General features: G+C 69.2%; 10 protein-coding genes and 1 pseudogene. 4 read left to right on the top strand and 7 right to left on the bottom strand.

All coding sequences use genetic code 11. The features are described from left to right. The first annotated feature begins 114 nt into the window (after positions 1 to 114). Positions 115 to 3,234 carry an efflux RND transporter permease subunit gene (locus tag GGR71_RS14625; protein WP_160957619.1) on the top strand — a complete coding sequence of 1,040 codons (3,120 nt, stop codon included), beginning with the start codon at positions 115 to 117 and terminating at the stop codon, positions 3,232 to 3,234. Between the two features lie 124 nt (positions 3,235 to 3,358). Here the strand turns inward: GGR71_RS14625 and GGR71_RS14620 are convergent, their stop codons facing one another. Beyond that, a complete protein-coding gene (locus GGR71_RS14620; protein ID WP_237474247.1) occupies positions 3,359 to 4,051 on the bottom strand; it encodes a lectin in 693 nt (230 codons plus the stop codon). A gap of 231 nt (positions 4,052 to 4,282) precedes the next feature. On the opposite strand from GGR71_RS14620, the gene GGR71_RS14615 reads away from it, so the two are divergent. Further along, positions 4,283 to 4,789 (top strand): hypothetical protein, encoded by a 507-nt coding sequence (locus tag GGR71_RS14615; RefSeq protein ID WP_160957620.1) that lies wholly within the window; start codon positions 4,283 to 4,285, stop codon positions 4,787 to 4,789. Positions 4,790 to 4,868: 79 nt separating this feature from the next. Here the strand turns inward: GGR71_RS14615 and hmgA are convergent, their stop codons facing one another. The 3 genes and pseudogenes from hmgA to hppD all read right to left on the bottom strand — a co-directional run bounded on the left by hmgA (position 4,869) and on the right by hppD (position 7,837). Then, positions 4,869 to 6,170 (bottom strand): homogentisate 1,2-dioxygenase, encoded by a 1,302-nt coding sequence (gene hmgA, locus GGR71_RS14610; RefSeq protein WP_160957895.1) that lies wholly within the window; start codon positions 6,168 to 6,170, stop codon positions 4,869 to 4,871. A 127-nt stretch (positions 6,171 to 6,297) separates the two neighbouring features. Next, a pseudogene (locus GGR71_RS21125) lies at positions 6,298 to 6,512 on the bottom strand (endonuclease domain-containing protein); the annotation flags it as partial. A gap of 212 nt (positions 6,513 to 6,724) precedes the next feature. Further along, positions 6,725 to 7,837 carry a 4-hydroxyphenylpyruvate dioxygenase gene (gene hppD, locus GGR71_RS14600; RefSeq protein WP_456362627.1) on the bottom strand — a complete coding sequence of 371 codons (1,113 nt, stop codon included), beginning with the start codon at positions 7,835 to 7,837 and terminating at the stop codon, positions 6,725 to 6,727. Positions 7,838 to 7,973: 136 nt separating this feature from the next. Here hppD and GGR71_RS14595 point away from each other — a divergent pair, with 136 nt between their 5' ends. Beyond that, complete coding sequence (locus GGR71_RS14595) at positions 7,974 to 8,456, top strand: MarR family winged helix-turn-helix transcriptional regulator (RefSeq protein ID WP_160957621.1); 483 nt, start codon at positions 7,974 to 7,976, stop codon at positions 8,454 to 8,456. Between the two features lie 125 nt (positions 8,457 to 8,581). Here GGR71_RS14595 and GGR71_RS14590 read toward each other — a convergent pair whose 3' ends face one another. The 3 genes from GGR71_RS14590 to GGR71_RS14580 all read right to left on the bottom strand — a co-directional run bounded on the left by GGR71_RS14590 (position 8,582) and on the right by GGR71_RS14580 (position 11,927). Beyond that, positions 8,582 to 9,184: a thioredoxin family protein gene (locus tag GGR71_RS14590; RefSeq protein WP_160957622.1), complete on the bottom strand. Its 603-nt coding sequence runs from the start codon at positions 9,182 to 9,184 to the stop codon at positions 8,582 to 8,584. Between the two features lie 15 nt (positions 9,185 to 9,199). Beyond that, a complete protein-coding gene (locus GGR71_RS14585; RefSeq protein WP_048489683.1) occupies positions 9,200 to 10,723 on the bottom strand; it encodes a peptide MFS transporter in 1,524 nt (507 codons plus the stop codon). A 292-nt stretch (positions 10,724 to 11,015) separates the two neighbouring features. Continuing rightward, positions 11,016 to 11,927, bottom strand: coding sequence for a tryptophan 2,3-dioxygenase (locus GGR71_RS14580; protein ID WP_160957623.1), 912 nt, complete (start codon positions 11,925 to 11,927; stop codon positions 11,016 to 11,018). Positions 11,928 to 12,090: 163 nt separating this feature from the next. On the opposite strand from GGR71_RS14580, the gene GGR71_RS14575 reads away from it, so the two are divergent. Then, on the top strand, positions 12,091 to 15,672 hold the full coding sequence (locus GGR71_RS14575; protein WP_160957624.1) for a lamin tail domain-containing protein: 3,582 nt from the start codon (positions 12,091 to 12,093) through the stop codon (positions 15,670 to 15,672). The last annotated feature ends 219 nt before the right edge of the window (positions 15,673 to 15,891 follow it).

Raw genomic sequence — 15,891 nt, 5'->3', positions numbered from 1 at the left:
CGCCCGCCCGCAAAACAGCGATGCCTCCGCGCTTGCCACTGAACAACAAAGCGACCAATTCACACGGGCCCCGGGTCCCGAGTCCCGGGTCCCGGTTCTCCTGGTCCCGGCCCCATGAACATCTCCGCGCCCTTCATCCGCCGCCCCATCGGCACCGCGCTGCTGGCCATCGGCCTGTTCGTGATCGGCATGATGTGCTACCTGCGCCTGGGCGTGGCGGCGCTGCCGAACATCTCGATCCCGGTGATCTTCGTGCAGGCCAGCCAGGCCGGCGCCGATGCCTCGACCATGGCCGCCACGGTCACCGCGCCGCTGGAGCGGCACCTGGGCCAGGTGCCCGGCATCGACACCATGCGCTCCTCCAGCTCGGAGGGGAACAGCCAGGTGTTCATGGTGTTCCAGAGCAGCCGCAACATCGATTCGGCGGCGCAGGACGTGCAGACCGCGATCAATGCCGCGCAGGCCGACCTGCCCTCCGGCCTGGCCACGCCGCGCTACCAGAAGGCCAATCCCAACGACGACCCGGTCATCGCCATCGCCCTGACCTCGGACACGCAATCGGCCGACGAGCTGTACAACGTCGCCGATTCGCTGCTGGCGCAGCGCCTGCGCCAGATCACCGGCGTGGCCTCGGTGGACATCGGCGGCGCTTCCACGCCAGCGGTGCGGGTGGACGTGAACCTGCGTGCGCTCAACGCCATGGGCCTGACCCCGGACGACCTGCGCAATGCGGTGCGCGCGGCCAACGTCACCTCGCCCACCGGCTTCCTCAGCGACGGCGCCACCACCACCGCCATCGTCGCCAACGATGCGGTGGCCAAGGCCGCCGACTTCGGCCAGGTGGTGATCAGCCAGCAGCAGGGCCGCACGGTGCGCCTGCGCGACATCGCCAACGTCTACGACGGCCAGCAGGACGCCTACCAGGCGGCCTGGTTCGGCGGCAAGCCGGCAGTGGTGATGTACGTGTTCACCCGCGCCGGCGCCAACATCGTGGAGACCGTGGACCGGGTCAAGGCCGAGATCCCGATGCTGCGCACCTATCTGCAACCGGGCACCAGGATGACGGCGTACTTCGACCGTACCCCGACCATCCGCGCCTCGCTCAACGAGGTGCAGGCCACGCTGATGATCAGCCTGGCGATGGTGGTGCTGACCATGGCGCTGTTCCTGCGCCGGCTGGCGCCCACGCTGATCGCCGCGGCCACCGTGCCGCTGTCGCTGGCCGGCGCGGCGCTGGCGATGCACGTGATGGGCTTCACCCTCAACAACCTGAGCCTGCTGGCGCTGGTGATCGCGATCGGCTTCGTCGTCGACGATGCGATCGTGGTCATCGAGAACATCATGCGCCACCTCGACGAGGGCATGTCGCGGCTGGATGCGGCGCTGGCCGGCGCGCGCGAGATCGGCTTCACCATCGTCTCGATCACCGCCTCGCTGGTGGCGGTGTTCATTCCGATCCTGTTCGCCAGCGGCATGATCGGGGTGTTCTTCCGCGAGTTCACCGTCACCCTGGTCGCGGCGATCTGCGTCTCGGCGGTGGTCTCGCTCACGCTGACCCCGGCGCTGTGCAGCCGCTTCCTGTCCGCGCACGCCGAGCCGGAACGGCCCGGCCGCTTCGGCGCCTGGCTGGAGCGCATGCACGAACGCATGCTGCGCGTGTACACCGTGGCCCTGGATTTCTCCCTGCGCCACGCGCTGCTGCTGGCGCTGACCCCGCTGCTGCTGATCGCGGCGACGGTGTTCCTGGCCGGCGCGGTCAAGAAAGGTTCGTTCCCGGCGCAGGACACCGGCCTGATCTGGGGCCGCGCCACCTCCAGCGCCACCGTGTCCTTCGCCGACATGGTCAGCCGCCAGCGCCGCATCACCGACATGCTGATGTCCGACCCGGCGGTGAAGATCGTCGGCGCGCGCCTGGGCAGCAGCCGCCAGGGCTCCAGCGCCAGCTTCAACATCGAACTCAAGCGCCGCGACGAAGGCCGGACCGACACCACCGCGCAGGTGCTGGCGCGGCTCAGCGCCAAGGCCGACCGCTACCCGGACCTGCAGTTGCGCCTGCGCGCGATCCAGGACCTGCCCAGCGACGGCGGTGGCGGCACCAGCCAGGGCGCGCAGTACCGCGTCTCGCTGCAGGGCAACGACAACGCGCAGTTGCAGGAGTGGCTGCCCAAGCTGCAGGCCGCGCTGAAGCAGAACCCCAAGCTGCGCGATGTCGGCACCGACGTGGACAATGCCGGCCTGCGCCAGAACATCGTCATCGACCGCGCCCTGGCCGCGCGCCTGGGCGTGTCGGTCGGCGCCATCGACGGTGCGCTGTACGGCGCGTTCGGCCAGCGCCAGATCTCCACCATCTACTCCGACCTCAACCAGTACAGCGTGGTGGTCAACGCGCTGCCGGACCAGACCGCCACGCCGGCGGCACTGGACCGCATCTACGTGCCTACCCGCAACGGCACGATGATCCCGCTGACCGCGGTCGCCCATCAGGTACCGGGGTTGGCGCCGTCGCAGATCACCCACATGAACCAGTACACGACCATGGACCTGAGCTACAACCTGGCGCCAGGCGTGAGTACCGGCGAGGGCGATGCGATCATCGCCACCACGGTGGCCGGACTGCGCATGCCCGGCGATATCCGCATCGCCGACGGCGGCGGTTTCGGCGTGCAGTTGCAGCCGAACTCGATGCTGGTGCTGGTGCTGGCGGCGATCGTGGTGGTCTACATCGTGCTGGGCATGCTCTACGAGAGCCTGGTGCACCCGGTGACCATCCTCTCCACCCTGCCGGCCGCGGGCATGGGCGCGCTGCTGGCGCTGTGGGTCACCGGCACCGAGTTGTCGGTGATCTCGATGATCGCGCTGGTGCTGTTGATCGGCATCGTCAAGAAGAACGCGATCATGATGATCGACTTCGCCCTGGTCGCCGAGCGCGAGCATGGCAAGACCCCGCTGGAGGCCGCGCGCGAAGCCTGCATCGTGCGCTTCCGCCCGATCATGATGACCACCATGGTGGCGATCCTGGCCGCGGTGCCGCTGGCGGTGGGCCTGGGCGAAGGCTCGGAACTGCGCCGCCCGCTCGGCATCGCGATGATCGGCGGCCTGCTGATCTCGCAGAGCCTGACCCTGCTCAGCACCCCGGCCTTGTACGTGATCTTCTCCTGCCTGCGCGAACGCTGGTACGCCCGCCGCGCACGCCGGCGCGAGCGGCGGCAGCTTGCGGCGGGAATTCGGCATTAGGGATTGGGGATTCGCAAAAGCGGGCATCCGTACGGCGTTAGGACTGGCGTGATCCGCTGTGCCTCAAGCGCTCGATAGAGCCGCTTTTACCAATCCCCAATCCCGACTCCCCAATCCCCGCGCCTCAGCCACAGCCCTCCACGTAATCCACCTGCGGCGGCAGGCCCACGCGCCAGGCGACGGCCTTGCCGGCCGCGTCGGTCTCGAACACCAGCACGCCAGGCTGGCCGGACTCTCCGCGCACGCGCAGCATCTTGGCGCCTTCGACGTACTTGTGCGGTTGCTCTTCCACGCGGCCGGCGTACAGCGCGCGCAGGTGCGCCAGGTCCATGCCGACCTTGCCGCCGCCGGGCGCGGTCTCCTTGGCGGTGCGCACGTCGTAGCGCACCAGCTTGTCGTCTTCGACCATCAGGCCGAACTGCTGGTTGCCCTTGGCCCAGCGCGGACGCAGCACGTAGCAGCTGCTGCCGGCGCTGGGCTGGCCGTCGAGTTCCCCGCCCCAGGCCGCACGCGCCTGCGCCGCGGACATGCCAAGGCGCAGATCGCCGTAGCCGTCGATGCGCGCCAGTTGCCGATCGCCCGCGGCCAGTTCCGGTGGCAGCGCCGAGGCCGGCGCCTGCGCCGGCGGCACGTCGCCGTCGGGCTGGTCGATCTCCGGCGGCGGCAAGCCGCCGTCGTCGGCCGCGGTGGGCGCCGGAGCCGGCGCCGGAGCCGGCACGGACGGTGTGGGAGGCGCGGCCGGCGGCGCGGCCGGCTGCCGGTCGCAGGCGGCGAGCGCGAGCAGCAACACCGCCACGCCTGGTTGAATCGGCTTCATCGCACTTCCTCGCTGGACCAGCGCATAGGCTAGCGTGCATGCCCTCGCCCTGCACGGCACGGCAGCGGCGACGCGCTGCCGAGCAGGCGCGGCTCAGCACAGCGCCCCGGACCAGGCATTCGACCAAGCCGAGGGCAAGGCGGCTGGCGGCACCGACACGCCAGCGCATCGCACCTGTCATCGGCATTTCACCGCGCTGCGCCACGCTGCGCGCCTACCGACCCCGCCGCCATGCATCCGCGCAAGACCGCCCTCGCCCTTGCGGCACTGCAATCGCACGATGCGCCGCTGGACATGCGCCAGCGACGCGTGCTGATCCTGGCCGACGGCCAGCGCAGCATCGAGGAGCTGGCCACGCTGGGCGGCCGCGGTGCCGATGCGATCGTGCAGGGGCTGCTGGAGCAGGGCTACCTGGACGACGGCCGCAGCGTCGCCGCCGCAACGGTGGCCGCGAGCGCGCCACCACCGCCGGCCGACCCGCGGCGCGCCCTGCTCAATGCACGCATGTACCTGCTGGACCTGCTGCAACTGCAGCGGCATCCGGCCTCGCCGGCGCTGCAGCTGCAGCTGCGTGCCGCGCGCGAAGAGCAGGACACCCTGCGCGCGATCGCGCTGGCGCTGCGGACCATGCCGGAGATGACCTCCGAGCGCTACGCGCAGCGCATCCACGAGCGCGTGCTGGAGATCCTGCCGGCATCGCTGCACGGCGCGCTGGCGGTCGCGGCGGAGGCCGCCTGAGCGGCAGCGCCGTCGTCCGTGGCAGCGGCAGCGGCAGCCCCTGCACCAGCCCGAACGACGCGGCCGCGCCGGCGCCCGCTCAGGGAGCTCGGAAATGCCGGCGCAGGCCCTGCCAGCACTGCTGGTAGTCGCGCTGGCGATGCGCGGCGTCCAGCGCCTGCGCGGTCGGGCGCAGCACCGCGCGCGTCTCGAACATGAAGGCCATGGTGTCGGCGATGACGTCCGGCCGCGACAGATCGGCCTGCGAGGCCTTGTCGAAGGTGGCCGCATCCGGGCCGTGCCCGCTCATGCAGTTGTGCAGCGACGCACCGCCCGGGGCGAAACCGTCGGCCTTGGCGTCGTAGACGCCATGCACCAGGCCCATGAATTCGCTGGCCACGTTGCGGTGGAACCACGGCGGCCGGAAGGTGTGCTGCGCCACCAGCCAGCGCGGCGGGAAGATCGCGAAATCCATGTTGGCGGTGCCGGGCGTGTCGCTGGGCGCGGTCAGCACGGTGAAGATGCTCGGATCGGGATGGTCGAAACTGATCGAGCCAATGGTGTTGAAGCGGCGCAGGTCGTACTTGTACGGCGCGTAGTTGCCGTGCCAGGCGACCACGTCCAGCGGCGAATGCCCGATCGGCGCGCGCCACAGATGGCCCTGGAACTTGGCGATCAGCTCGAAGTCGCCCTCGTCCTCCTCGTAGGCGGCCACCGGGGTCAGGAAGTCGCGCGGGTTGGCCAGGCCGTTGGCGCCGATCGGCCCCAGGTCCGGCAGCCGCAGCAGGCCGCCGAAGTTCTCGCACACGTAGCCGCGCGCGGGGCCGTCGGGCAGTTCCACGCGGAAGCGCACGCCGCGCGGGATCACCGCGATCTCCTGCGGTGCGACCTCCAGCGTGCCCAGTTCGGTGCACAGGCGCAGTTGGCCGAGCTGCGGGACCAACAGCAGTTCCGCATCGGCGTCGTAGAAGAAGCGGCCCTGCATCGAGGCGTTGGCTGCATACAGGTGCACCGCCACGCCATGCTGCGCCTCGGCCGAGCCGTTGCCGGCCATGGCGTACAGGCCATCGACGAAGTCCACCGGCGTCTCCGGCAGCGGCAGCGGGCTCCAGCGCAACTGGTCCGGCGGCACCGGGCCACGCTGGAAGTCGTTGTGGAACGCGCCGGCGCGGTCGTAGGCGGCGAAGCCGCCGTGCATCACCGCCGGGCGGATGCGGTACAGCCAGCTGCGGCGGTTGACGCCGCGCGGCGCGGTGAACGCGGTGCCCGACAACTGCTCGGCGTACAGCCCGTGGGCCACGCGCTGCGGCGAGTTCTGCCCGACCGGCAACGCACCGGGCACCGCCTCGGTGGCGAATTCGTTGCCGAAGCCGGACATGTAGCCGTTGGGTTGGATGTTCATGAAGAGGGCTCTTCTGAAAGCCCCTCTCCCATCGGGAGAGGGGTTGGGGTGAGGTACGGGCACCGACGAAGTACAGAATCGTCTCCAGGACCGCATCAGCTTGCAGCATCACATCGTTGTTCCAGAAACGCAGTACGTGCATTCCCTGCGACTGCAGGTAACGCGTTCGCTCGGCGTCGGCCGCTTCCAAATGTTGCGAGCCATCCAGTTCAACGACAAGCTTCAACGCTTCGCAATAAAAATGACGACGTAAGGCGGCATTGGATGCTGCCTGCGGAATTTCAGGCCAAGCAGGCCTCCGTTTCGCAGGTGGCGCCAGAGTTTTCTTTCCGCATCGGTCATGTCACGGCGCAAACCGCGGGCGTTTCTCAATGTGGTTGTGGGCAATGGCGGCCTGAGTTCCATGACCCCACCGTACCCTCACCCCAACCCCTCTCCCGGTGGGAGAGGGGCTACACCGGCTGTCGGAAGTCTCCGCGATGCCCTGTCAGCGTCTGCTGGCTTTGAGCATCTATTAGCTACCAGCCTCCGCTTGTCGCCAACGCATTCCGCCCTCAGAGCACCCCGCGCTTCATCTGGTCGCGCTCGATGCTCTCGAACAGCGCCTGGAAGTTGCCTTCGCCGAAGCCTTCGTTGCCCTTGCGCTGGATGATCTCGAAGAAGATCGGGCCGATGCAGTTCTGCGTGAAGATCTGCAGCAGCTTGCGCTGCTTGGTCTCCAGGTCGGCGTCGATCAGGATCTTGTTGCGCGCCAGCCGCGCCACGTCCTCGCCGTGATTGGGGATGCGCTGGTCGATCACGTCGAAATACGTGTCCGGGGTGTCCAGAAATTCGACGCCGGCCGCGCGCATGCGCTCGACCGTCTCGTAGATATCGTCGGTGAAGCAGGCGATGTGCTGGATGCCTTCGCCGCGATAGGCGTCCAGGTATTCGTTGATCTGGCTCTTGGGATCCGACGATTCGTTGAGCGGGATGCGCACCACGCCGTCCGGCGCGGTCATCGCCTTGGACACCAGCCCGGTCTTGGCGCCCTTGATGTCGAAGTAGCGAATCTCGCGGAAGTTGAACAGGCGCTCGTAGTAATCCGACCAGCGCTGCATGTTGCCGAAGTACAGGTTGTGGGTCAGGTGGTCGATGAAGGTCAGGCCGAAGCCGGCCGGGTGCTGCTCGGCGCCGGGCACCGGCTCGAACTCGGTGTACACCGAGCCCTTCTCGCCGTACTGGTCGACCAGATACAGCATGCAGTCGCCGATGCCCTTGACCACCGGTGCCGGCACCGCGCGGGTGTCGGCCTTGTCGGCGATGGCTTCGCCGCCGTTCTCCAGCACCTTGGCGAAGACCTCGTCAGCCGGGTGCCGGAAGCGGATCGCGAAGCCGCAGGCGCAGGGACCATGCGCGGCAGCGAAATCGGCAGCGAAGGAATCCGGTTCCTCGTTGACCAGGAAGTTGACCCCACCCTGGCGGTACACGGTGATCGCACGCTGGCGATGGCGCAGCACCGCGGTGAAGCCCATGCTGCGGAAGTACGCATGCAGTTGCTCGCCCTGCCCGGCCGGCGCGGCGAATTCCACGAACTCGAACCCGTCGATGCCCATCGGGTTCTCGAAGGTGGTGACCTGCATGCCGAGGTTGGCCGGCTGCGACGGATGTTGCGGTTGTGCACTCATGACGCGTCTCCTGGAGGACGGGGTCGCGGCGGCCGGGCCGAAATTTCGGGTGCGGACGGACGCCAGACTCGCGAGAATGGCCGTAGTATCCTCCGTTGTAGTTACAAGTGAAACCACCAGCAAGGTGCAATGCAGCATGACGATCGCCACGCCCGCTTCCACGCCCGACTCGCCCTCACTGGATCTGGAACGGTTCCTGCCGTACCGGATCAGCGTGCTGTCCAACCGGATCAGCAGCAACATCGCCCGCGTCTACGGCGAGCGCTATGGCATGGCGGTGACCGAGTGGCGGGTGATGGCGGTGCTGGCGCTGTATCCGGGGCTGTCGGCCGGCGAGGTCTCCGAACGCACCGCAATGGACAAGGTGGCGGTGAGCCGGGCGGTGGCGCGGCAGCTGGAGCGCGGCTTCATCCAGCGCGAGACCCATGGCGACGACCGCCGCCGCTCGGTGCTGCACCTGACCCCGGCCGGGGTCGAGGTGTACCAGGTGGTGGCGCCGATGGTGCTGGAGTGCGAACGGCGCCTGCTGGCGCCCTTCAACGAGGACGAGCAGCGGCTGCTGAACCGGCTGATCGACCGCCTGGCGGCCGAGGGCCTGCCGAGCATGACCGGGCGCTGAGGCCCGGGGCCCGCACACCGCGGGCCTTTGACGTCGTAGGAGCGGCTTCAGCCGCGACCGGGCGTTCCCAGTAACGCTCCGTCGCGGCTGAAGCCGCTCCTACGAGAATCGCGCTTCGCCGCCGCTCAGGGCTTGGGCGGCGCCCATTCCTTGAGGAAGTCCGAGAACTTCTTGCGGTCGTAGTCCTTGCCCTTCTGCAGGTCGCCGAGCACCTGCGAGTGCAGCAGTTTGCCGTCGGCGTCGAGCACCAGCAGGTGCGGGAAGTCGACGATCTTCGGGTACTGCGCCATGAACGCCTCGTTCTTGTTGGCGTCGCTGACGTTGACCTTGACCCACACGAAGTTGGCGTCGCGGAAGCTGCGCAGTTCCGCATCGCCCTCGATGAAGGTGTCCAGGGTGTGGCACCAGTCGCAGGCCTCGTTGCCCACGTCGAGCAGGATGCGCTTGCCGCCGCGCTTGGCCTCGACCATGGCGGTCTCCAGGTCGTCGGCCGGGTTGCGCTGCGGATCGAACTGCGCACCCAGCGCCTTGGCCGCGGCGATGTCGGCGGCCGCCGGGGTATTGCCCGAAGCCACCGGCTGGTTGGGGTCGGCCACCGGCGGCTTCTGCACCGACGTGTCCAGCGGCTTGGCCGGCGCCTGCGCGTCGGGCGGCGCCGCGGTCTGCCCGCACGCGCTCAGCGCCAGCATCGCCGCCAGCGCGGCGCAGATCGTCTTGTTCATCGCCATTACCTCGTCCTCAGCTTACTTCACACCATGCATCAGCTTGCTGATCAACGGCGCGATCAGGAACAGCACCACGCCGGCGCCCAGCAGCGCCCAGAACCCGAAGGTATACCCGCCCAGCGCGGAAGACACGGTCATGCCGCCTTCGCCGCTGACATGGCTGGCGAAGATGCCGGACAGGTTGTTGCCGATGCCGGTGGACAGGAACCAGCCGCCCATGCCGAAGCCGACCAGCCGCAGCGGCGCCAGCTTGGTCACCATCGACAGCCCGATCGGCGACAGGCACAGCTCGCCCACCGACTGGATGACGTAGACCATGAACAGCGTCCAGAACGGGATCTTGCCGGCGTCGTTGACCAGGCTCGACAGCGCGAACATCAGCAGCAGGAAGGCCAGGCCGTTGAACATCAGGCCGAGCGCGAACTTGCGCGAGATCGACGGATTGAAGCGGCCGGCCTTGACCCAGATCCAGGCGATGATCGGCGCCAGGGTGATGATCGCCAGCGAGTTGACCGACTGGAACCACGCCGTCGGGAAGGTCCAGTCGCCGAACTGGCGGTTGACGATCTCGTCGGCGAGGAAGGTGAAGGAGCTGCCGGCCTGCTCGAAGAACATCCAGAACAGCACGTTGAAGGCGAAGATGATCAGCATCGCGATGACCTTGTCGCGCGCCACCTTGCCGTTGCGGATGCCTTCCACCAGCAGCATGATCGCCAGGGCCACGAACATGGTGCTGAGGATCCACTGCAGCACTTCGGCGCCGGCGGCCAGCGCCAGATACACCGCCGGGATCGCCACCAGCATGCCCAGCAGCACGTAGACCACGCGCATGCCGCCGGCACCGCCCGGCAACGGCGCACCGATGCCCTTGAGCTGGCGGCGGCCGAACCAGAACCACACCAGGCTGATCAGCATGCCGATGCCCGAGGCGATGAACACCATCTTGTAGGACGGCATCGCTTCGGTACCGAACACCTTCTCGGCCAGCTGCTGGGTGAGCCACGGCGCGATCATCGCGCCCAGGTTGATGCCCATGTAGAAGATGGTGAAGCCGCTGTCGCGGCGCGGATCGGCGGCGCTGTACAGCTTGCCGACCATGGTCGAGATGTTGGGCTTGAACAGGCCGTTGCCGACCACCACGGTGGCCAGGCCCAGTTCGAAGATCTGCGGGTTGGGCACGGAGATCAGGAACAGGCCGGTGGACATGACCGCGGCGCCGACCAGGATCGAGCGCTGGTAGCCGAGCACCCGGTCGGCGATGTAGCCGCCGAAGATCGCCGCCGCGTACACCAGCGCCAGGTACGCGCCATAGGTGGCGCTGGCCGAGGCCTGGCCCGTGCCCTGGCCGCCATGGAACTGCGCCACGATGTACAGCACCAGCGCCCAGCGAATGCCGTAGAACGCGAAGCGCTCCCAGAACTCGGTCATGAACAGCATCCACAGGGGACGCGGATGCCCCAGCAGGGTCTTGAATTCGGGCGGTTGCGCTGACGGCGGCTGCGGTGAGGCGGGGTGGTTCGACGCGACGACGTCAACGCTCATGCGGTGTTCCCTTGCGTATTCAGGATGGGCTGGGGCGGTGCGTCCGGCCAGGCCGGGCAACGGGCGAGGATCACCGAGCGACGGCGTGGCGTCAAATGCGTGGAGGGGCCGGGACTCGGGACCCGGGGCCCGGGACCCGGAAAAGCGGCCGCACGAGGACGGATGGATCGCGGCGATAGAGCGCCACACCAGCAACCGCTGCACGCCGGCATCTGCGTGGCGCACGGCAACGGCAACAGCGGTAATACGACGCAGCGCAGCAATGCAAAGCGGCGCCTTCCCTCTCGCTCCACTACGGAACTTGCGACGACGCCCCCGGGTCCCGGGTCCCGAGTCCCGAGTCCCGGCTCTCCAGCCCCACCGACGTCCGCACCTCGAACAACTCCGGAAAGAAGGTCAGCGCCAGCGCCTGCTGCAGGAAGCCGACGCCGCTGGAGCCGCCAGTGCCGCGCTTGAAGCCGATGACCCGCATCACCGTGCGCATGTGGCGGAAGCGCCACAGCTGGAACTGGGTCTCCAGGTCCACCAGGTCCTCGCACAGGGAGTACTCGCGCCAGTAGCGGTCGGTGTTCTCGTAGATGCGCTCGAACACCGGGCGCAGCAGCGGGTCGCTGACATGCGGCTGGCGCCAGTCGCGGGCGTGGTACGGCGCCGGCACCGCATGGCCGAAGCGGGCCAGATAGCGCAGGAATTCCTCGTACAGGCTGGGCGCCTCCAGCACCGCCTGCAGCGCCGCCTGGCCCTGCGGGTCGTGGTCGAACACCGGCAGCATCTGCGCGTTCTTGTTGCCGAGCATGAATTCGATGGTGCGGTACTGCAGCGACTGGAACCCGGAGGACGGGCCCAGCACGTCGCGGAACCCCATGTACTCGGACGGAGTCAGGGTCTCCAGCACCGACCACTGCTCGGTCAGCAGGCGCAGCACCTGCTTGCTGCGCGCCAGCACCTTGCGGCACTGCCACACCTGATCGCGCTGCAGGTGCGCGATCGCCGCGCCCAGCTCGTGCGCCAGCAGCTTCAGCCACAGCTCCGAGGTCTGGTGCTGGACGATGAACAGCAGTTCGTCGTGATGCGGCGGGTTCGACAGCGGCTGCTGCGCCGACAGCAGCCGGTCCAGGCGCAGGTAGCCGCCATAGGTCAGGCGGCCTTCCAGGTCGGTATGGATGCCGGCTTCGAGCGGGCGCTGGTTCTGTTCGACGGGCATGGGCGGCGTGGGCGTTGCGGGCCGGCAAGGGTACCGCAGCAACGAATGTCACACATTGGTCAGCACCCGTTGTCAAACTCCGGCACAATCGTCGGCGGCGCTGGGGGCGCCGTCGGTTCATCTGCGTTAGTCCACGTCTTCAAGGATTGGGGAGATCTTGTTCATGCGAACCATGCTGCTTCGAGCTGCAGTGTTGTCGTGCGCGTTGGGGTGTGCCGGGTACGCCCAGGCACAGGTGGTCATCAGCCAGGTCTATGGCGGTGGCGGCAACAGCGGCGCCACCTACAAGAGCGATTTCGTCGAATTGCACAATAACGGCAGCGAGGCGGTGAGCCTGGCCGGCTGGTCGGTGCAGTACGCCTCGGCCGCCGGCAGCAGTTGGCAGGTCACCACGCTGAGCGGCAGCATCGCGCCGGGCGGCTACTACCTGGTCAAGCAGGCCGACGGCAGCGGCGGCAGCACCGCGCTGCCCGCGCCCGACGCCACCGGCACCATCGCCATGAGCGGCAGCGCCGGCAAGATCGCGCTGAGCAAGAGCAGCGCCGCGCTGAGCGGCGCCTGCCCGGCCGGCAACGCCGACTTCGTCGGCTACGGCAGCAGCGCCAGCTGCGCCGAAGGCAGCGCCCCGACCGCCGCGCCCAGCAACACCCTGGCGGTGCTGCGCGGCAACGGCGGCTGCACCGACAGCGACAACAACAACGCCGACTTCGCCACCGGCGCGCCGACCCCGCGCAACAGCGCCGCGCCGGTCAGCCTGTGCGGCGGCGGCAACCTGCCGGTGGCCAGCGTGGCCAACGTCAGCCGCGCCGAGGGCGACAGCGGCAGCACCGCGTTCGTGTTCACCGTGACCCTGAGCCAGCCGGCCGGCAGCGCCGGCGTGAGCTTCACCGTCGCCACCCGCGACGGCACCGCCACTGCCGGCAGCGACTACCAGGCACTGGCCGCGACCCAGGTGACCATCCCGGCCGGCGAAAGCAGCGCCGAGGTGCGCGTGCTGGTCAACGGCGACACCAGCAACGAACCGGACGAGACCTTCTACCTCGACATCAGCGGGGTCAGCGGCGCGCTGCCGTCCACGCTGACCGCCAGCGGGGTGATCCTCAACGACGACTTCAACCTGGTGCCGATCCACAGCATCCAGGGCAGCGGCGCGCGCTCGCCGCTGGTCGGCCAGGTGGTCGCCACCAGCGGCATCGTCACCGCGCGGCGCAGCGCCGGCTTCTTCCTGCAGACGCCCGACGCCCAGGCCGACGCCGACCCGCTCACCTCCGAGGGCATCTACGTCTACACCGGCAGCGCGCCGCCGGCCGAGGCCGCGGTGGGCAATGCGGTGCGGGTGCAGGCCACGGTGGTCGAATACGTGCCCAGCACCGACCCCAGCCAGCCGCCGCTGACCGAACTGACCTCGCCGACGGTGCTGCTGCAGTCCACCGGCAATCCGCTGCCGGCCGCCATCGAGCTGACCACCCGCTTCCCCGACCCGAACGGCGCCTACGACCAGCTCGAGCGCCTGGAAGGCATGCGCGTCACCGTGCCCAGCCTGACCGTCAACACGCCGACCCTGGGCAACGTCAACGAGACCAACGCCAGCGCCACCAGCAATGGCGTGTTCCATGCGGTGGTCACCGGCCTGCCGCGCGCCTGGCGCACCGCCGGCGTGCAGCAGCCCGACGCGCTGCCGGCCGGCTCGCCGAGCGACGTGCCGCGCTGGAACACCAGTCCGCAGGTGATCGCGGTCGGCAGCGCCGGCCTCGGCGGCGAGCGCATCGACGTGGCCGCCGGCTGCACCGTGCTCGGCGTCAGCGGTCCGCTGGACTACAGCTTCCGCCGCTACACGATCTACCCGGAAACCGCGCCCACCGTGCAGTGCAACGGTGCCGACCAGCCCAAGGCCGCCCCCGCGCCGCAGGCCGACGACGTCAACATCGCCACCTACAACATGGAGCGCTTCTTCGACGACCAGAACGATCCGGCGATCGGCGAACCGGTGCTGACCGCGGCCGCCTACCAGGCGCGCCTCAACAAGGCCTCGCTGGCGATCCGCAACTACCTCAACACCCCCGACATCCTCGGCACGGTGGAGATCGAGAATCTGAGCGTGCTGCAGACCCTGGCCGACCGCGTCAACCGCGACGCGGTGGCCGCCGGCCAGCCCGATCCGCAGTACGTGGCCTACCTGCAGGAAGGCAACGACGTGGGCGGCATCGACGTCGGCTTCCTGGTCAAGACCGCGCAAGTCGGCGCCGGCATCGCCCGCGTCGAGGTGGTCTCGGTGAACCAGGAAGGCAAGGCCGCCACCTGGACCGAGCCCAGCGGCACCGTCAGCCTGCTCAACGACCGCCCGCCGCTGCTGCTGAAGGCGGTGGTGCATTTCGCCGACGGCCGTGCGCTGCCGCTGACCGTGGTCGAGGTGCACCAGCGTTCGCTCAACGGCGCCGAGACCGACGATGCCAGCGGCCAGCGCATCCGCGCCAAGCGCCAGGCGCAGGCGGTGTTCCTGGCCAACCTGCTGCAGGCGCGGCAAGCCGCCGATCCGACCGAGCAGGTGCTGGTGATGGGCGACTTCAACGCCTTCGAGTTCAACGACGGCTACGTCGATGCGATGGGCACCATCACCGGCCTGCCGGCGCCCGACGCGCAGACCGTGGTCGCCGGCGATGGCGCCACCCTGGTCGATCCGGCGCTGTACAACCTCACCCTGCTGTCGACGCCGGACCAGAGCTACTCCTACGCCTACGACGGCAACGTGCAGTCGCTGGACCACATCCTGGCCAACCGCGCGCTGATGCGCTCGGCGCAGATCGCCGGCCTCAGCGAAGCCCATGCGCGGCTCAACGCCGACTTCCCGGCCGTGGCCCGCAACGACGCCAACTCGCCGGCACGGCTGTCCGACCACGACCCGGCGGTGGTGCTGATCAAGCTCAAGCCGCTGGAGCGCGCCGACCTGAGCCTGCGCGTGAGCGCCGCCAACGCGTCGGTCTACGCCGGCGACACCATCCGCTACAGCATCACCCTGGCCAACGCCGGCCCGGATGCGGCGCGGGCCGCGGCGGTCGCCTTCGCCCTGGACGCGGCGGTGGCCCCGAGCGTCACCGCGGCCCCGGGCTGGGACTGCGCGGCGCCGGAGGTGGCCGCGCAGACCGTGGTCACCTGCAGCACCGCGCAGTTCGCCGCCGGCGCCACGCCGCGCTTCGATGTGGCAGTGCCGGCCGGCACCGCCCTGGTCGGGCGCAGCCTGAGCCTGGCCGCGTCGGTGGCCTCGCAGACTGAGGACCCCAACCCCGGCGACAACGGCGGCAGCGCCACGGTGGCGGTGCAGGCGCGCCCGGCCGGCGACCTGGCGGTGTCGATCGACGGCCCGGCCACGCTGCCGTTCTTCGCCTTCTTCGCCGACTACCGCATCGACGTGCGCAACCACGGCAATGCGCCGGTGCAGGGCGCCAGCGTGGAGATCGACGGCAGCACCCTGTCCGCCCTGACTGCGCTGGTGCCGCCGCGCGGCTGGCAGTGCGTGCGGCAGAGCCACGGCCTGCGCAGCGCGCGCTTCCAGTGCCGCAGCGGCGCCGATCTGGCACCGGGCGCCAGCGCCGCGTTCCGCCTGAGCCTGGCGACGCGGCCGCTGCCGGCCGACCGCCAGATCGTGATCGGCGCCAGCGCCGGCTCGACTTCGGCCGATGCCGATCCCAGCGACAACAGCGCGCGCTTCAGCACCCGCGTGGAGGGGCTGCGCCTGTTCGGCCGCTGATCGCGGCGACCGCGGCAACCGGAAGGGCGTGGCCTCGCGGCCACGCCCTTTTTTGTTTTGTTGCAGGAGCGGCTTCCGCCGCGACGGCGTTCCCGGTAACGCCCGTCGCGGCGGAAGCCGCTCCTACGAGATGACGGCGTAAAAGCGATGGAAGGTGCCCTCGCGCCGCGCGTACACGTGTGCGCCTTCCGTGCTTGCCCGATGATCTCCTCGCCGACG

It is taken from the genome of Xanthomonas sp. F1, from assembly GCF_014199855.1.
The sequence above is the reverse complement of the archived record's forward strand: the minus strand, read 5'-3'. Positions and strand labels throughout refer to the sequence as shown.